Here is a 16,565-nt window from a genome sequence, read left to right as displayed (position 1 = left end):
TGTCATATTCCTGTCACACTCTACAGGAATTGATAACAACAAGAGGTCGTAGGGATGAAAAAATCGTTAATCGCCGCCGCGGTGGCCGGGGTTGTTTTGTTGTCATCCGCCGTGCAGGCGCAGACGGCGCCGGAAGGTTATCAGCTCCAGCAAGTATTGATGATGAGCCGACATAACTTACGCGCACCTTTGGCAAATAACGGCAGCGTTCTGGAACAATCCACGCCGAACTCATGGCCAGAGTGGGACGTGCCGGGCGGACAGCTGACAACCAAAGGCGGCGTACTCGAAGTCTATATGGGTCATTACATGCGGGAATGGCTGGCAGAGCAGGGAATGGTGAAGTCCGGCGAGTGCCCGGCGCCGGATACGGTCTATGCCTACGCCAATAGCCTGCAACGAACGGTGGCGACGGCGCAGTTCTTTATTACCGGCGCTTTCCCGGGGTGCGACGTTCCGGTGCATCATCAGGCAAAAATGGGCACCATGGATCCCACCTTCAATCCGGTCATCACTGAGGATTCCGCCGCATTCAGCCAGCAGGCCGTTCAGGCGATGGAAAAAGAGCGTGGCAAAATGCAGCTCGACGACAGCTATAAACTGCTTGAGCAGATGACCCATTACCAGGATTCTCCGTCCTGCAAAGAAAAACAGCAATGCTCGCTGACGGAAGCCAAAGACACATTCAGCGCGAAGTATCAGGAAGAACCCGGCGTGTCTGGTCCGCTCAAAGTGGGGAATTCACTGGTGGATGCATTTACGTTGCAGTACTACGAAGGCTTCCCGCTGGATCAGGTTGCATGGGGGGAAATTAAATCTGATCAGCAGTGGAAGGTCTTGTCGAAGCTGAAAAATGGCTACCAGGATAGCCTGTTCACCTCCCCTGAGGTGGCGCGCAACGTGGCAAAACCGCTGGTGAAATATATCGATCGGACGCTGGTGACTGAACGGACGAAAGCGCCGAAAATCACCGTGCTGGTGGGGCACGACTCCAACATTGCGTCCCTGCTGACGGCGCTGGACTTCAAGCCGTATCAGCTGCACGACCAGAATGAGCGCACGCCCATTGGCGGTAAGATTGTCTTCCAGCGCTGGCATGACGGCAAAGCCAACCGCGATCTGATGAAAATAGAGTACGTGTATCAGAGTTCTGAGCAGTTGCGAAACGCCGATGTTCTGACCCTGAAATCACCGGCCCAGCGCGTTACGCTTGCGCTGCAAGGGTGTCCGGTGGATGCAGACGGCTTCTGCCCAATGGATAAATTCGACAGCGTGATGAAGGATGCGGTGAAATAAAAAGAGGCGCCCCCGTGTGAGCGGGGGCGCCTGAGGATTAGACGTTTTTACGTTCGATGGTCTGTTCGCCCCAAAATAGCGAATCTTTATCGGTTTTCTCAAAGGCTTTGATTAGCACTTCATCACTGCCTTCTTCCCAAATCTGTTCCGCCAGTTTTTCATCATAATTTGCGACTTCAAAAATGGCTTCGGCTATTTCTGGCGACGTATTACGCAGACTTGCCCATTCACCGACGCGATGAACTTTTGCTTCTTGAGTTGGCATGATTGTCCTCCTGTTGAAGATTAGCCGTTAAGTTTTACTGCCAGGCCCGCAACATATTCGCCCTGATAGCGTGCAATTGAGAGTTCTTCCTGGCTTGGCTGGCGTGAGCCGTCGCCGCCGGCAATGGTGGTCGCGCCGTAAGGGGTACCGCCGCGAACCTGTGAAACATCAAACAGTTCTTGTGCGGCATAGCCAATCGGGACGATCACCATCCCGTGGTGGGCGAGCGTCGTCCATGTGGAGGTGATGGTCTGTTCCTGACCGCCACCGGTCCCCGTTGAACTGAAAACGCTGGCGAGTTTGCCGTACAGCGCGCCGGAAGCCCACAGGCCACCCGTTTGATCCAGGAAGGTACGCATCTGGCCGGACATATTGCCAAAGCGGGTTGGGGTACCAAAAATAATGGCATCGTAATCCGCCAGTTCCTGCGGGGTGGCGACAGGTGCGTTTTGCGTTTTACCGCCCGCTTTGGTGAAAACCTCAGCGGGCATTGTTTCCGGTACCCGCTTAACGATGACCTCTGCGCCATCCACTTTATTTGCCCCTTCAGCTACGGCATGCGCCATCGTTTCAATGTGTCCGTACATGGAATAATAAAGCACCAGAACTTTTGCCATTTTAAACAACTCCTCGGGTTAATCGTGCCCGTAGCGATTCGCTACCTCTAATAAAGATATGACGTACCGCTGAGAGTGCAAATTTCACCGTCATTTCTTTGATTTATAACAATTTTTATAACAACGCGCTTTGTTGCAAAATGATACATTTTCGTGGGCTGGTTTTTATCAACCATAAGAATGACTTATTGATCCCCGAACGGGATGATGAATATTTTATGCAGTAACCTGTTGCAGGATATTACGGTTAACGGGCCGTTCTGACTGAGTTCACTAAGCTTAGTTCCACGTAGCGAAAATGATGCGTTCAGTCTGACGCTGCGCGAGGAGATTCGCTCCTCTGAATCCATGCAATATGATGTCGATACTCGTCATACTTCAGGTTGTGGGGGTACAGGCTTTGTTACCCGGCCTTCGGCCTTGCCCCTTCGGGTCCAGCACAGGCGCTGTTTCAAACAACCCCGCCGTGTTGACCTGCAACTGAAATTATTTCGAGTAAAATCAATGACGGAGGTCAGTAATGGCAAACCATCGTGGCGGTTCCGGAAACTTTGCGGAAGACCGCGAAAGAGCATCAGAAGCAGGTCGTAAAGGTGGTCAGCACAGCGGGGGGAACTTCAAAAACGATCCGCAGCGTGCATCTGAAGCAGGCAAAAAAGGGGGCAAAAGCAGCCACGGCAGTAACAAGTCGTAGCGCCTGTCGATTTGTCTGAGAACACCGCCGCCGCCGGATCCTCCGGCGGTTTTTTTGCTCGCAAGGTTGAACTGTAGCCAAACGCAACGCAGACTAAGGGCATTCGGCTAATCGGGTGTCTCATGTCATTACTTTCGCGCTACTCCTTTTCGGTAAAACCCCAGGAGGCGATCCTTATTGTGATCACCATGTTTTGGGGCGGGACTTTTCTGGCCGTGCAGTATGCGGTCACGATGAGCGGTCCGTTCTTTTTTGTCGGCGTACGTTTCGCGATGGCGGCGCTTGCCGTGGCGCTCTTATCGTTGCGTACCCTGCGCGGGCTGACGTGGCTGGAAGTGAAGTCGGGGGTGGCTATCGGGATCTCCATTGCGCTGGGCTATAGCCTGCAGACCTGGGGTTTACAGTTTATTCCCAGCAGTAAATCGGCCTTTATTACCGCCATGTATGTGCCGCTGGTTCCGCTGCTGCAATGGCTGTGTCTGGGACGGATGCCGGGACTGATGTCCTGTGCAGGCATTGTGCTGGCGTTTATCGGGCTGATTTTTCTTGCCGGTCCCGGCGACAATTTACTGGCGCTCGGCGAGGGGGAACTGATCACCCTTGTCAGCGCAGTGGCGATTGCGGCGGAAATTATCCTTATCAGCGCCTGGGCCGGGAAGGTCGATGTACGCAGGGTGACGGTGGTACAACTGGCGACGGCGTCGCTGGTGGCGTTTATTGCGATGGTGCCGGCGGGCGAATCCGTTCCGCCAATGTCAATGGGGTTACTGGTCGTTGCGTCTGGGCTGGGGATTTTCAGCGCCATTATCCAGGTAACGATGAACTGGGCGCAGCGCAGCGTTTCGCCAACGCGGGCAACGGTTATTTATACCGGGGAGCCGGTGTGGGCAGGGATTTTCGGTCGTCTGGCTGGTGAGCGCCTGCCGTGGCTGGCGCTGGTCGGGGCGGCGTTTATCGTCGTTGGCGTCCTGGTCAGCGAGCTGAAGTTCAAAAAGAAGAAGGCAGCGCTGCAGGAAGCGCCACCTGAGTCGCTTTAATATAACCATTCAGCGCATGATTTGTTATGCTGGCGCCCTTATGACAAGGAGAGGGCGCATGGCTCAACGCGCAGAGAAAAAAACAGGTAAACGTTCACAGGCCGTCAGCGCTAAACGTCAGGCCATCTTAACCGCCGCATTAAATACCTTTTCTCAATTTGGTATACACGGAACGCGTCTGGAGCAGGTCGCCGAACTGGCGGGGGTCTCCAAAACCAATCTGCTCTATTACTATCCGTCTAAAGAGGCGCTCTACGTCGCCGTTTTACGCCAGATCCTTGATATCTGGCTGGCGCCGCTGAAGGCGTTTCGCGAGGATTTTGCGCCGCTGGTGGCGATCAAAGAGTATATCCGTCTCAAACTTGAGGTTTCCCGTGATTACCCGCAGGCGTCCCGGCTATTTTGTATGGAAATGCTGGCAGGCGCGCCGCTACTGATGGCGGAGTTAACCGGCGATCTTCGCGCGCTTATTGATGAGAAATCGGCGCTGATCGCGGGATGGGTGGCCAGCGGAAAACTGGCGCCGGTGGACCCGCATCATCTGATCTTTATGATTTGGGCTTCAACACAGCATTATGCCGATTTTGCTCCTCAGGTTGAGGCGGTAACAGGCGCGACGCTCCGCGATGAAGCCTTTTTTAACCAGACCGTTGAGAATGTGCAACGGATCATTATTGAAGGGATCCGCGTGCGTTAGCTGGCTGGCGGCAGCGGACAGCTCAAATCACCTTCTTCACATTGCAATAGCGAGGCCAGGAACGCTTCCCGCTCATCGGTTTTGTCCGTCATGCACTGACTGGCGATCGTCGGCTGAACGCTCCCGCCCTCGGTACCGGAGCTGATGAGCGCACAGTCGGCGTCCCGCAGGGCAATCCACGCGATCTGCGCTTTCTTCAGCAGCTCGCGCTGGGGCGGCGCGGCGCGTTTTAATGCGCTCTGATACGTTGCATTAAGTTTTTTATCCGCAGCCTGATACTGTGCGGCGGCGCAGGTGTTCATTTCAGTTTGCGTGCTGGCGTTGGCACAGTCATCGGCCAGCGCCTGGCCACTTAGCAGCAGTGCTGCGCATGTGAGTACAATTCGCTTCATAACTTCCCCTGGCTCCATAAAAAATAGCCGGATGGTGGCTGACGCCTTACCCGGCCTGGGAATACCTGAATATTACAGGCCCGATAAGCACAGCGCTATCGGGCCTTTTCCGGAGCGTTAATTAACCACAACCTTAGCCAATTGTCATCAGGCTGGCGTTACCCCCGGCGGCGGCGGTGTTGACGCTCAGCGAACGTTCAATGTACAGACGCTCCAGCAGGATATTGGTTTCGCCGTGGGCAAAACCCTGTACCGAAACAATCGCCCCTTCGCGAGCGGCAACGGCTTCACACAGTGCCCGTAGCTGATCGGAATCGCCGTGGAAGATGACCGCATCGAATGGCTGAGAGGTCAGATTATCGGCATTCGCAAACTGGATACGTTCTGAAACGGCCGCCGGAAGACGCTGTGCCAGCTCACGATGGAAGGTGTCATCCGGCCACAAAATCAGACAACCCACCGCAGTAACGGCGGCAGTTTGTACCAGCGCATCCTGTTCATCGTCAGCCACACACAACACGCGTTCGCGTGGCAACAGTGTCCAGGTGTTACGCTCGCCGGTCGGCCCCGGCAACAGACGCTGGGTTCCGGCCTGCGCCAGGTCACCAAACTGCTGGCAAAGCATTTGCAACTGCGGGCGATCCGCCGCCCATTCGCCCAGTGCAGCCAGCGGCTGGGTGAGTACCGCTTTGAGCCGGGCGTCAACCGGATAATCCGCATCCTGGCGCGCCAGGGTCATTGCCAGCGCGTTCTCCGGGCGATTTGCCAGCAGGCGGTAGAGATACAGCGGCCCCCCAGCTTTCGGACCGGTGCCGGACAAGCCTTCGCCGCCAAACGGCTGCACGCCGACCACCGCGCCCACCATATTGCGGTTAACGTACAGGTTGCCAACATGGGCGGAGCCGGTGACCTGAGCGATCGTTTCATCAATACGGGTGTGGACACCCAGCGTCAGGCCATAGCCGGAAGCGTTGATCTGTTCGATCAGCGGTTCCAGGTTATTGCGGCTGTAGCGCACCACGTGCAGCACCGGACCAAAGACCTCTTTTTGCAGTTCATCGAAACTTTCCAGCTCAATCAACGTCGGGGGAATAAAGGTACCCGTTTGCCATTCACGCGTATCGTCGCTGTTTTCGCGCGCGGCCTGGAACACCGGGCGGCCTTTCGCGCGCATGGCCTGAATATGCCGCTCAATGTTGGTTTTGGCTTCATCATCGATAACCGGACCAATGTCGGTTGTCAGGCGACCGGGATTACCCATTCGGCACTCTGCCATCGCGCCGCACAGCATTTTCAGCGTATGGTCGGCAATGTCATCCTGCAGGCAGAGTACGCGCAGCGCAGAGCAGCGCTGTCCGGCACTGTCGAAGGCGGAAGCCAGCACGTCCACCACCACCTGCTCGGTCAGCGCGGAGGAGTCGACGATCATCGCATTCATCCCGCCGGTTTCGGCGATCAGTGGAATCGGACGCCCCTGTGCGTCAAGGCGCGTGGCGATATTGCGCTGCAATAACGTCGCAACTTCCGTTGAGCCGGTAAACATGACGCCGCGGACGCGACCGTCGCCGGTGAGCTGTGCGCCCACGGTTTCCCCTCGACCCGGAAGCAGTTGCACCACGCCCTGCGGTACACCGGCTTCCAGCAGGATCGCAATACCCTGAGCGGCAATCAGCGGCGTCTGTTCGGCCGGTTTGGCCAGCACGCTGTTGCCAGCGGCCAGCGCGGCGGCAATCTGCCCGGTGAAAATGGCGAGCGGGAAGTTCCAGGGACTGATACAGACCACCGGTCCCAATGGGCGGTGGGTTTCATTATCGAAGTCATCACGAACCTGTCCGGCATAATAGTGGAGGAAATCCACCGCCTCGCGGACTTCGGCGATCGCGTTGCTGAAGGTTTTTCCGGCTTCGCGTACCAGGATGCCAATCAGTTGCTGCATCTGGCCCTCCATCAGGACGGCGGCACGGTGCAGGATCGCGGCGCGTTCCTCCGGCGGCGTGGCGAACCAGATTGGGGCGTTATCCACCGCGCTTTGCAGCGCCTGCTCAACCTCCATTTTGCTGGCTTCACGCACATAGCCGACAATGTCTTTCGGTTCTGCCGGGTTAATGACCGGCTGCATGTCGCCATCGACAACCGGCTGCTCCAGCATCGGCAGAGCCCGCCATTTCTGCAACGCGCTGTTAAGCAGAGCCGAGGAGAGAGAGGCGAGGCGATGTTCGTTGGAGAGATCCAGACCCGCGGAGTTTTCACGTCCCTTGCCGTACAGCTCACGCGGCAGGGCGATCTTCGGGTGCGGCAGGCCGGTCTGGCCTTCCTGCTGAGCCAGCTTTTCAACCGCTTCAACCGGATCGGCAACCAGCTCATCCAGCGGCAGCGTGGTGTCAGCAATACGGTTAACGAACGAGGTGTTCGCACCGTTCTCCAGCAGGCGGCGTACCAGGTAGGCCAGCAGCGTTTCATGGGTGCCAACCGGTGCATAAATGCGGCACGGACGGTTAAGCTTGCCATCCGCGACTTTGCCGGTGACCTGCTCATACAGCGGTTCGCCCATGCCGTGCAGGCACTGGAACTCATACTGACCCGGATAGTAGTTCTGGCCTGCCAGCTGATAAATTGCCGCCAGCGTATGGGCGTTATGGGTCGCAAACTGCGGATAGATGAGATTTGGCACGGCGAGCAGTTTCTTCGCGCAGGCCAGATAAGAGACGTCGGTATAGACCTTACGGGTATAAACCGGGTAGCCTTCCAGCCCATCCATCTGGGCGCGCTTGATTTCGCTGTCCCAGTAGGCGCCTTTCACCAGTCGGATCATCAGGCGACGGCGGCTGCGGGTCGCCAGATCGATCAGGTAGTCGATAACGAACGGACAGCGTTTCTGATAGGCCTGGATAACAAATCCAATCCCGTTCCAGCCTGCCAGTTCAGGCTCAAAGCAGAGTTTTTCCAGCAGGTCGAGGGAGATCTCCAGGCGGTCGGCCTCTTCAGCATCAATATTGATGCCAATATCATACTGACGCGCCAGCAGAGTCAGCGATTTCAAACGCGGATACAGCTCTTCCATCACCCGATCGTACTGTGCGCGACTATAGCGCGGGTGTAGCGCAGAAAGTTTGATCGAGATCCCCGGACCTTCATAGATGCCACGTCCGTTGGATGCTTTACCAATCGCGTGGATGGCCTGCTGATAAGAGACCATATAGGCCTGAGCATCGGCGGCGGTCAGCGCCGCTTCGCCCAGCATATCGTAGGAGTAGCGGAAGCCTTTGTCTTCCAGCTTGCGGGCATTGGCCAGCGCTTCGGCGATGGTTTCACCGGTGACGAACTGCTCCCCCATCAGGCGCATCGCCATATCCACGCCTTTACGGATCAGCGGCTCTCCGCTCTTACCGATAATGCGGTTCAGCGAACGCGAGAGACTGGCTTCATTGTGGGTGGAGACCAGGCGACCCGTAAACAGCAGACCCCAGGTGGCGGCATTGACGAACAGCGACGGGCTGCGGCCAATGTGCGACTGCCAGTTGCCGTTGCTGATTTTATCGCGAATTAACGCATCGCGCGTCGCCTTGTCCGGAATGCGCAGCAGGGCTTCCGCCAGGCACATCAGCGCCACCCCTTCCTGCGAGGAGAGGGAGAACTCCTGCAATAATCCTTGCACCATTCCGGCGCGACCGCTGGCCGTTTTCTGATTACGCAGCTTATTTGCCAGCTGATACGCCAGTTTATGCGCCTGTTCCGCCAGCGGCTGCGGCAGGCGTGCCTGCTCCATCAGCATGGAGACGGCATCCGTTTCGGCGCGACGATACGCAGCGGTAATCGCAGCACGGGAGACGGACTGTGGGAGGATCTGTTCGGCAAATTCAAGGAAAGGCTGGTGGCTCTCTTCCGGCTGCGTATTCGCCTCATCAGCTTCATTTGCTGCACCGGCGAGCAGGGCTGGTAGCTCTGGTAATGCGTCATCGCTTTCCAGCTTTTCCAGATAATTGAAAATGGCCTGCTTGATTAACCAGTGCGGTGTGCGATCAATGCGCGTGGCTGCGCTTTTAATACGTTCGCGCGTGGCGTCGTCAAGCTTAACCCCCATCGTGGTGGTTCCCATGCCGTTTACTCCTGTTGTATAGCTGCGGCTGATAGTTATCGAGAAATATCTACTATGTTGCAACTTTGTGCAACCACGTTAAATGTGACCTGGTTAGCAAGCTTAAAAATGAATGAAATGTTAATAAAGGAAATGCTAATGGCGATGGGAAAAATAATGACGGAATCTTTTTCTCTGCGGTACTTAACACTTTTAAAAGGTGCAACCGAAAAAAATGTGAGAGAGTGCAACCTGGTGAAAAATAGTATTCCGTCAGTATTAAAATTGATGTAAATGGTGTGTTAAATCGATTGTGAATGCTCAGTGCTTCCGGCAGGATACGGTCGCCTGGTAAATACAACATACTTTGCCCCGTTCCGGCAGAGTCATAAAACAGAAGAGTTGGAGAGTTTAATGGCTATTAGCACACCGATGTTGGTGACATTCTGTGTCTATATTTTGGGCATGATATTTATAGGGTTTATAGCATGGCGTTCGACCAAAAACTTTGACGATTATATTCTTGGCGGCAGAAGTCTCGGCCCCTTTGTGACCGCGTTATCCGCCGGGGCGTCTGATATGAGCGGCTGGCTGTTAATGGGTCTGCCTGGCGCTATTTTTCTTTCCGGTATTTCAGAAAGCTGGATCGCCATTGGTCTGACATTAGGTGCGTGGATTAACTGGAAGCTGGTGGCAGGGCGTCTGCGCGTGCATACCGAGTTTAATAATAATGCGTTAACCCTGCCGGATTACTTCACCGGACGATTTGAAGATAAAAGCCGTATTCTGCGTATTATCTCAGCGCTGGTTATTCTGCTGTTCTTCACCATTTATTGTGCCTCAGGCATCGTCGCCGGGGCGCGCCTGTTCGAAAGCACCTTCGGGATGAGCTATGAAACGGCGCTGTGGGCGGGCGCGGCGGCGACCATTATCTACACTTTTATTGGCGGTTTCCTGGCGGTGAGCTGGACCGATACCGTGCAGGCCAGCCTGATGATTTTCGCGCTGATCCTGACGCCGGTCATCGTTATTATCAGCGTGGGGGGCTTTGGCGATTCGCTGGAAGTGATTAAGCAAAAGAGCATTGAGAACCTGGATATGCTTAAAGGGCTGAATTTCGTCGCCATCATTTCTCTGATGGGCTGGGGTTTAGGCTATTTCGGTCAGCCGCATATTCTGGCGCGCTTTATGGCTGCGGATTCTCATCACAGTATTGTGCATGCGCGTCGCATCAGCATGACATGGATGATTTTGTGTCTGGCTGGTGCGGTTGCCGTTGGCTTCTTTGGCATTGCTTACTTTGACACTCATCCGTCACTGGCGGGGGCGGTGAATCAGAACGCCGAGCGTGTGTTTATTGAACTGGCGCAGATTCTGTTTAACCCGTGGATCGCCGGTATTCTGTTGTCCGCTATTCTTGCCGCGGTGATGTCGACACTCAGCTGTCAGCTGCTGGTTTGCTCCAGTGCGATTACTGAAGATCTCTACAAAGCGTTTCTGCGCAAAGGCGCCAGTCAGAAAGAGCTGGTGTGGGTAGGGCGTTTGATGGTGCTGGTGGTTGCGCTGGTGGCGATTGCCCTGGCGGCGAACCCGGAGAACCGTGTGTTGGGCCTGGTCAGCTATGCGTGGGCCGGTTTTGGCGCGGCGTTTGGTCCGGTGGTGCTGTTCTCGGTTATGTGGTCGCGCATGACCCGCAACGGTGCGCTGGCAGGCATGATTATCGGGGCGGTCACCGTCATCGTCTGGAAGCACTTTGGCTGGCTGGATCTGTACGAAATCATTCCAGGATTTATTTTTGGCAGCATGGGGATTGTGTTCTTCAGCCTGCTGGGGAAAGCGCCGTCTGCGGCGATACAAAAACGTTTTGCGCAGGCGGATGCGCATTACCATTCAGCGCCGCCGTCGCGTTTGCAGGAAGGTTAATTCTCTCTGTTCTCTGAACAAACCCGCCTCGTGCGCAATGCCGATCCTTAACTGATCGTCATTGCGCCGCGTGCGGGTCTTATTCAACCATAAAGCCAGATCCCTGCTTTTGCAGAATCTGCCAGCATTTTTAAAGTTAGCGGCTCTGGTTCGTTGTCATCACCACCACACGTAAAAAGCGCATACAGAAAGAACGTCTCTTGCGGCCAATACCTGTAAAAATCGAACTCCGCCCGATCTACGTCGAAGCGCTCGAAATACTCATTCATGATGTCTGCGCCTGTCTCACTCGCCCAGACATATTTACCCGTGCTCAGGCTGGTATTAATAGAGACAGGCCAACGCTTTTTTGTAAAAAGTGCAGGCTTGTTGAACCGTTCGCTGTACCACGCTATGACCTCATCGTCTGTCACCATAGTTTATCGTTCCCCCGCGCTATGGTGTTGTACTTGTTCGTAGACTTGTACGCTATTGTAGAGACATCAGCAGCGATGATGATGATCCCAATAATGGGAATCCATCGACCAACAAACGCGCCCAGGTTGGTTACATAGGTGAATTTACGCCTTCTTATACTGCCAGTGGTAAGCGTGGGTAAGCGTCTGGTTTCGATGTCCAGATAATGCCGTAGCTGCTTGCTAAGCGGTGAAGTTCCCAGGGTTGCCCCTGTTGGCTTGCCTCTTGTGGCAATCTCTGGCTGGCCTAACAGAATCAGACCAATCGTCAGATAATCCCCTACCCTGAAATGCTCCGCTGTTTCATCAAGAAATATCCAGAATAATAGCTCCCCCGCAGAAAGGTTAGAATATCCCTTGTAGAAATACGTTCCGTTTAGTTCTTCAACAGTATCCATGTTGTTTCACCTATCCGGTTACACGTTCATTCCATGCGTCAGAATATTGTATGTTACCGTCAAGGTAGCGCCAGGTGATTTTGTCGTAACGAACCTGAACCTGTTCAAGATGCCCAACATGGATCACCGTTTTGCAATCGTGCATCATCGGGGTTACAGAAACAATCTTCACCCCTTCGAGGAGCATGTTGTAATATTCGACTTCTTGCCCTGCGTCGTTGATTTTGTACCATTTGAATTCAGCAGATTGTAGACGTTGACCAGTAGCAACGGCTTTCATCAGATAAGGGGAAGAACTATCAAATTCTTTCTCGAAGATAAGCGCACCGTGTACACGTGTACCTGTCAGCTTTCCGGTGTTGCCGTCGGTGGGAATGTACAGATTGTGACTAAACGAAGATACTTCAATTGAACTCTCACGCTTTGCAACGTCAACAGAACCTTTGATCAATGCGCCGCCATCATCTTTAAGCCATAGGTAAGCAGGAATAGCCATTCTTCACATCTCCTTGTTAAAAATAAGGTTAATTTACCTTGAGTATCGAATAGTTAAACAAGAAATTATGTTTCGGGGTATTAAAAACCCGCCGTAGCGGCAATGCCGATCAGTTAAGGATCGGTTGACCGATCCTCAAACTGCGGCGTTATAACGGCTTCCACTACAGGGAGCTGTTTTCTTTATGCCACTTCTCAACGACCTTCTCGACTTCAGTGACCATCCGCTTATGCTGCCGCCTGCCAGGGGATATGGTTATCTGGATGGTGGTAGCGATGCTCTTTTTCCGCAATGAGCCGATTACCGATGTGGTACGTCGCCTGAACCTGAGTGCAGATGGCGAAGCGGGGATGAACCTGCTGGCACAGCCGCTGATGGCGTCCATCAAAAGTAGTCTGTTGGACAATGCGCTGGTACTGAGAAGCCGTGAGGTTGAACTGCCTGAGCAGGAAGTGTGGGGGATGCCGCTGGCTTATAATCTGATACGCCGTGAGGATCATCGGGGCCGGGGGCGGTTAAGATGTTAAAAAACCGCTATCTGGTAAATCGCTATGCCTCACCGCTTAAGTGAACGGCATTGCGCCGCGTGCGGGCTTTTTGCCTCTGCCGATCTGCCCTGAACAGATAACGCTGCACGAATCGTTACCTGGCTAATCTTTTACATTTCGTCATCATTCTCACTACATTCCGCTTGAGTTTTCTTTTTCTGTAATGATAATCACTATCAATGTAATTTACTTTTCTTTGCATCAGTTGACTGAGAATAACGTTTAAGGGTGCCCGGCATGTTTGTTCCGTTTCTTATTATGTTGCGCGAAGGGCTAGAAGCCGCGCTGATTGTCAGTCTGATAGCCAGTTATCTGAAGCGAACCCAGCGTGGTCGCTGGATTGGCGTTATGTGGATTGGGGTGCTCCTGGCCGCGGCGCTTTGCCTGGCGCTGGGGATTTTCATCAACGAAACAACCGGTGAGTTTCCGCAAAAAGAGCAGGAGCTGTTTGAAGGCGTTGTGGCGGTGATTGCCGTAGTGATCCTGACCTGGATGGTCTTCTGGATGCGTAAAGTCTCACGCAACGTCAAGGTCCAGCTCGAACAGGCGGTTGATAGCGCCCTGCTGCGCGGGAACAACCACGGCTGGGCGCTGATTATGATGGTCTTTTTTGCTGTGGCGCGGGAAGGTCTGGAGTCGGTCTTTTTTCTGCTGGCGGCATTTCAACAGGATGTCGGTATCTGGCCGCCGCTTGGCGCAATGCTGGGGCTGGCGACTGCGGTTGTGCTGGGTTTCCTGCTTTACTGGGGCGGTATCCGTCTCAATCTGGGCGCTTTTTTCAAGTGGACCAGCCTGTTTATTTTGCTGGTTGCCGCAGGTCTGGCTGCGGGGGCAATTCGCGCGTTTCACGAAGCCGGGCTGTGGAATCACTTCCAGGATGTGGCGTTCGATATGAGTGCCATCCTTTCAACGCACTCCCTGTTTGGCACGCTTATGGAAGGCATTTTTGGCTATCAGGAAGCGCCAGCCGTCAGTGAAGTTGCCGTCTGGTTTATCTATCTGGTTCCGGCGCTGGTGTTGTTTACCCTGCCAGCACGTGCAGGTACGACGGCGTCTCGTACCGCACCGTGATCGATGCGACGCAAATCCATTTTTAGTTACAACATACTTTTATAGGGACAGGTCATGACGATTAACTTCCGCCGTAGTGCGCTGCCGCTGAGCATGGCTGCACTGATCGCTTCTGCTTTTACGGCTCAGGCGGCTGATATTCCGCAGGTCAAAGTGACGGTGACAGACAAACAGTGCGAGCCGATGAATATTACGGTAAACGCCGGTAAGACCCAGTTTATTATTCAAAACCACAGTCAGAAGGCGCTGGAGTGGGAGATCCTGAAAGGCGTAATGGTGGTTGAGGAGCGTGAGAACATTGCCCCTGGATTTAGCCAGAAGATGACCGCCAGCCTGCAACCCGGTGAATATGACATGACCTGTGGTTTGCTGACCAATCCGAAAGGGAAGCTGATTGTGAAAGGGGCGGCGACAGCTGATGCAGCGCGAAGCGATGCGTTGTTAAGCCTCGGTGGTGCAATCACCGAATATAAGGCCTATGTGACGACAGAAACCGCACAGCTGGTGGCGGGCACAAAAGCATTTACGGATGCCATTAAAGCGGGCGATCTTGAGAAAGCAAAAGCGCTGTACGCGCCGACGCGTCAGCATTACGAGCGTATCGAACCGATTGCCGAACTTTTCTCCGATCTCGATGGCAGCATCGATGCCCGTGAAGATGATTATGAACAGAAAGCCGCCGATCCGAAATTCACGGGCTTCCACCGTCTGGAAAAATCGTTGTTCGGCGACGGTTCCACCAAAGGTATGGAACAGTATGCCGACAGGTTGAACAGCGATGTGGCTGAACTGCAAAAACGCATCAGCGAACTGGCATTCCCGCCGTCCAAAGTTGTAGGCGGGGCGGCTGGTCTGATTGAAGAGGTCGCCGCCAGCAAAATCAGCGGTGAAGAAGATCGCTACAGCCATACCGATCTGTGGGACTTTCAGGCCAACGTAGATGGCGCGCAAAAAATCGTCAACCTGCTGCGCCCCTCGTTACAGAAAGCCAACGCAGAGCTGCTGACGAAGGTGGATGCCAACTTTAAAAAGGTCGATACCATCCTGGCGAAATATCGTACTAAAGAGGGTTTTGAAACCTACGATAAACTGACGGATGCGGACCGTAATGCCTTGAAAGGCCCGGTTACCACGCTGGCGGAAGATCTTGCGCAATTACGCGGCGTGCTGGGGCTGGACTAAGCATTATGCAGCATGAAGATAAAAACGGCGTGAGCGAACCGGCACGCCGGCGTTTGTTGAAGGGGATGGGGGCGATTGGCGGCGCATTGGCGCTGGCTGGCGGTTGTCCTGTCGCACATGCGCAAAAACCGCAGAGCGCGCCGGGGACATTATCCCCGGATGCGCGCAGTGAAACGCAGCCATTCTATGGCGACCATCAGGCTGGGATCCTGACGCCGCAGCAGGCATCGATGATGCTGGTGGCGTTTGACGTTCTGGCCAGTGATAAAGCGGAGCTTGAGCGGTTGTTCCGCTTACTGACCACGCGCATTACGTTTTTAACCTCCGGCGGTCCGGCACCAGAAGCGCCTAATCCGCGGCTGCCACCGATGGACTCCGGCATTCTGGGGAAATATATCGCACCGGATAATCTGACTATTACCCTTTCGGTGGGACATTCGCTGTTTGACTCACGGTTTGGCCTGACGCCCCAGAGGCCAAAGGCGCTGCAAAAAATGACCCGCTTTGCGAATGATTCGCTGGATGCTGCGCTATGTCATGGCGATCTGCTGTTGCAGATTTGTGCCAATACGCAGGACACGGTTATCCATGCGTTGCGCGATATCATTAAGCATACGCCCGATCTGCTCAGCGTTCGCTGGAAGCGGGAAGGGTTTATTTCGGACCACGCCGCGCGTAGTAAAGGCAAAGAGACGCCGGTGAATCTGCTTGGCTTCAGGGATGGTACGGCTAACCCCGACAGCAGCGATGCGCGACTGATGCAGGATGTGGTATGGGTGACAGCCGAACAAGGCGAGCCGGAGTGGGCTATTGGCGGCAGCTATCAGGCTGTACGCTTGATTCAGTTCCGCGTTGAATTCTGGGATCGGACGCCGCTTAAAGAGCAGCAGACGATCTTTGGTCGTGATAAACAGACCGGCGCCCCGTTGGGAATGCAGCACGAGCACGACGTCCCGGACTATGCCAGCGACCCGGACGGGAATGTGATTGCGCTGGACAGCCATATTCGTCTGGCTAATCCGCGTACGCCACAGACCCGGTCCAGTCTGATGATGCGCCGGGGTTACAGTTATTCGCTCGGTGTCACCGGCTCAGGGCAACTGGATATGGGATTGCTGTTTGTCTGCTATCAGCACGATCTGGAGAAAGGCTTTCTGACTGTACAGAAGCGGCTCAATGGCGAAGCGCTGGAGGAGTATGTTAAGCCGATCGGCGGTGGCTATTTCTTTGTGCTGCCCGGCGTAAAAAGTGCGGATCGTTATCTCGGACAGCCGCTGCTGGAAGCCTGACCGACGTTCTATGGGAGGAGGGGGATTTTTGCCCATCCTCCTGAATGAAATATTATTTTTTAATATGATTTCTTTCTTGAAATAATTTTGTAATATCTTCTTAAGAGACTGTTGCCAGCAGAAAAAGAGA

At 54.4% G+C, this 16,565-nt stretch carries 15 protein-coding genes and 1 pseudogene; 9 read left to right on the top strand and 7 right to left on the bottom strand.

Features of this window, described 5'->3' with window-relative positions; all coding sequences use genetic code 11:
• The first annotated feature begins 54 nt into the window (after window positions 1–54).
• Window positions 55–1,296, top strand: coding sequence for a bifunctional glucose-1-phosphatase/inositol phosphatase (gene agp / locus C3432_RS07575; protein WP_103776028.1), 1,242 nt, complete (start codon window positions 55–57; stop codon window positions 1,294–1,296).
• A 37-nt stretch (window positions 1,297–1,333) separates the two neighbouring features.
• Here the strand turns inward: agp and C3432_RS07570 are convergent, their stop codons facing one another.
• Together C3432_RS07570 and wrbA are read right to left on the bottom strand one after the other, a co-directional pair.
• Entirely contained in the window at window positions 1,334–1,561 is a 228-nt protein-coding gene (locus C3432_RS07570) for a YccJ family protein (protein ID WP_103776027.1), read from the bottom strand.
• Between the two features lie 20 nt (window positions 1,562–1,581).
• Window positions 1,582–2,178: an NAD(P)H:quinone oxidoreductase gene (gene wrbA / locus C3432_RS07565; protein ID WP_103776026.1), complete on the bottom strand. Its 597-nt coding sequence runs from the start codon at window positions 2,176–2,178 to the stop codon at window positions 1,582–1,584.
• A 520-nt stretch (window positions 2,179–2,698) separates the two neighbouring features.
• Here wrbA and C3432_RS07560 point away from each other — a divergent pair.
• The 3 genes from C3432_RS07560 to rutR all read left to right on the top strand — a co-directional run bounded on the left by C3432_RS07560 (window position 2,699) and on the right by rutR (window position 4,606).
• On the top strand, window positions 2,699–2,872 hold the full coding sequence (locus C3432_RS07560) for a con-10 family general stress protein (protein ID WP_103776025.1): 174 nt from the start codon (window positions 2,699–2,701) through the stop codon (window positions 2,870–2,872).
• A gap of 122 nt (window positions 2,873–2,994) precedes the next feature.
• Window positions 2,995–3,909, top strand: a complete 915-nt coding sequence (locus C3432_RS07555; RefSeq protein WP_103776024.1) for a DMT family transporter — start codon at window positions 2,995–2,997, stop codon at window positions 3,907–3,909.
• Window positions 3,910–3,967: 58 nt separating this feature from the next.
• Window positions 3,968–4,606, top strand: coding sequence for an HTH-type transcriptional regulator RutR (rutR, locus tag C3432_RS07550; protein WP_103776023.1), 639 nt, complete (start codon window positions 3,968–3,970; stop codon window positions 4,604–4,606).
• Here rutR and C3432_RS07545 read toward each other — a convergent pair.
• Window positions 4,603–4,998 (bottom strand): lysozyme inhibitor LprI family protein, encoded by a 396-nt coding sequence (locus tag C3432_RS07545; protein ID WP_103776022.1) that lies wholly within the window; start codon window positions 4,996–4,998, stop codon window positions 4,603–4,605. The two genes, rutR and C3432_RS07545, sit on opposite strands and share 4 nt — an antisense overlap.
• A gap of 133 nt (window positions 4,999–5,131) precedes the next feature.
• Window positions 5,132–9,094 carry a trifunctional transcriptional regulator/proline dehydrogenase/L-glutamate gamma-semialdehyde dehydrogenase gene (putA, locus tag C3432_RS07540; RefSeq protein ID WP_103776021.1) on the bottom strand — a complete coding sequence of 1,321 codons (3,963 nt, stop codon included), beginning with the start codon at window positions 9,092–9,094 and terminating at the stop codon, window positions 5,132–5,134.
• A 393-nt stretch (window positions 9,095–9,487) separates the two neighbouring features.
• On the opposite strand from putA, the gene putP reads away from it, so the two are divergent.
• Complete coding sequence (gene putP, locus C3432_RS07530) at window positions 9,488–10,996, top strand: sodium/proline symporter PutP (protein ID WP_103776019.1); 1,509 nt, start codon at window positions 9,488–9,490, stop codon at window positions 10,994–10,996.
• Between the two features lie 83 nt (window positions 10,997–11,079).
• On the opposite strand, the gene C3432_RS07525 is transcribed toward putP, so the two are convergent.
• Genes C3432_RS07525 through C3432_RS07515 form a run of 3 tightly spaced genes read right to left on the bottom strand, consistent with a single transcriptional unit; the run spans window position 11,080 to window position 12,345 of the window.
• A complete protein-coding gene (locus tag C3432_RS07525; protein ID WP_103776018.1) occupies window positions 11,080–11,412 on the bottom strand; it encodes a DUF1493 family protein in 333 nt (110 codons plus the stop codon).
• Window positions 11,406–11,849 (bottom strand): STM2901 family protein, encoded by a 444-nt coding sequence (locus tag C3432_RS07520; protein ID WP_103776017.1) that lies wholly within the window; start codon window positions 11,847–11,849, stop codon window positions 11,406–11,408. The genes C3432_RS07525 and C3432_RS07520 overlap by 7 nt, the downstream gene beginning before the upstream one ends.
• Window positions 11,850–11,859: 10 nt before the next feature.
• Window positions 11,860–12,345 (bottom strand): Hcp family type VI secretion system effector, encoded by a 486-nt coding sequence (locus C3432_RS07515; protein ID WP_103776016.1) that lies wholly within the window; start codon window positions 12,343–12,345, stop codon window positions 11,860–11,862.
• A 184-nt stretch (window positions 12,346–12,529) separates the two neighbouring features.
• Here C3432_RS07515 and C3432_RS07510 point away from each other — a divergent pair.
• The 4 genes and pseudogenes from C3432_RS07510 to efeB form a co-directional block, all read left to right on the top strand.
• Window positions 12,530–12,713: pseudogene (locus tag C3432_RS07510) on the top strand (transposase domain-containing protein); the annotation flags it as partial.
• 417 nt (window positions 12,714–13,130) lie between these two features.
• Window positions 13,131–13,964 (top strand): iron uptake transporter permease EfeU, encoded by an 834-nt coding sequence (gene efeU, locus C3432_RS07505; RefSeq protein ID WP_103776015.1) that lies wholly within the window; start codon window positions 13,131–13,133, stop codon window positions 13,962–13,964.
• A 54-nt stretch (window positions 13,965–14,018) separates the two neighbouring features.
• Window positions 14,019–15,146, top strand: a complete 1,128-nt coding sequence (gene efeO / locus C3432_RS07500) for an iron uptake system protein EfeO (protein ID WP_103776014.1) — start codon at window positions 14,019–14,021, stop codon at window positions 15,144–15,146.
• Window positions 15,147–15,151: 5 nt separating this feature from the next.
• Entirely contained in the window at window positions 15,152–16,435 is a 1,284-nt protein-coding gene (gene efeB / locus C3432_RS07495) for an iron uptake transporter deferrochelatase/peroxidase subunit (RefSeq protein ID WP_103776013.1), read from the top strand.
• Window positions 16,436–16,565 lie beyond the last annotated feature (130 nt).

It is taken from the genome of Citrobacter amalonaticus, from assembly GCF_002918555.1.
GTDB classification, from domain to species: domain Bacteria; phylum Pseudomonadota; class Gammaproteobacteria; order Enterobacterales; family Enterobacteriaceae; genus Citrobacter_C; species Citrobacter_C amalonaticus_A.
Note: the sequence above shows the minus strand (reverse complement) of the source record. Positions and strands in the feature narration are given on the sequence as shown.

Bases quoted from the DNA above. Each gene is read 5' to 3' on its own strand.
- C3432_RS07555 (WP_103776024.1), top strand. From the start codon at position 2,995: ATGTCATTACTTTCGCGCTACTCCTTTTCGGTAAAACCCCAGGAGGCG.
- efeO (WP_103776014.1), top strand. From the start codon at position 14,019: ATGACGATTAACTTCCGCCGTAGTGCGCTGCCGCTGAGCATGGCTGCA.
- putP (WP_103776019.1), top strand. From the start codon at position 9,488: ATGGCTATTAGCACACCGATGTTGGTGACATTCTGTGTCTATATTTTG.
- wrbA (WP_103776026.1), bottom strand. From the start codon at position 2,178: ATGGCAAAAGTTCTGGTGCTTTATTATTCCATGTACGGACACATTGAA.
- rutR (WP_103776023.1), top strand. From the start codon at position 3,968: ATGGCTCAACGCGCAGAGAAAAAAACAGGTAAACGTTCACAGGCCGTC.
- C3432_RS07515 (WP_103776016.1), bottom strand. From the start codon at position 12,345: ATGGCTATTCCTGCTTACCTATGGCTTAAAGATGATGGCGGCGCATTG.
- putA (WP_103776021.1), bottom strand. From the start codon at position 9,094: ATGGGAACCACCACGATGGGGGTTAAGCTTGACGACGCCACGCGCGAA.
- efeU (WP_103776015.1), top strand. From the start codon at position 13,131: ATGTTTGTTCCGTTTCTTATTATGTTGCGCGAAGGGCTAGAAGCCGCG.
- C3432_RS07570 (WP_103776027.1), bottom strand. From the start codon at position 1,561: ATGCCAACTCAAGAAGCAAAAGTTCATCGCGTCGGTGAATGGGCAAGT.
- agp (WP_103776028.1), top strand. From the start codon at position 55: ATGAAAAAATCGTTAATCGCCGCCGCGGTGGCCGGGGTTGTTTTGTTG.
- C3432_RS07520 (WP_103776017.1), bottom strand. From the start codon at position 11,849: ATGGATACTGTTGAAGAACTAAACGGAACGTATTTCTACAAGGGATAT.
- C3432_RS07560 (WP_103776025.1), top strand. From the start codon at position 2,699: ATGGCAAACCATCGTGGCGGTTCCGGAAACTTTGCGGAAGACCGCGAA.
- C3432_RS07545 (WP_103776022.1), bottom strand. From the start codon at position 4,998: ATGAAGCGAATTGTACTCACATGCGCAGCACTGCTGCTAAGTGGCCAG.
- efeB (WP_103776013.1), top strand. From the start codon at position 15,152: ATGCAGCATGAAGATAAAAACGGCGTGAGCGAACCGGCACGCCGGCGT.
- C3432_RS07525 (WP_103776018.1), bottom strand. From the start codon at position 11,412: ATGGTGACAGACGATGAGGTCATAGCGTGGTACAGCGAACGGTTCAAC.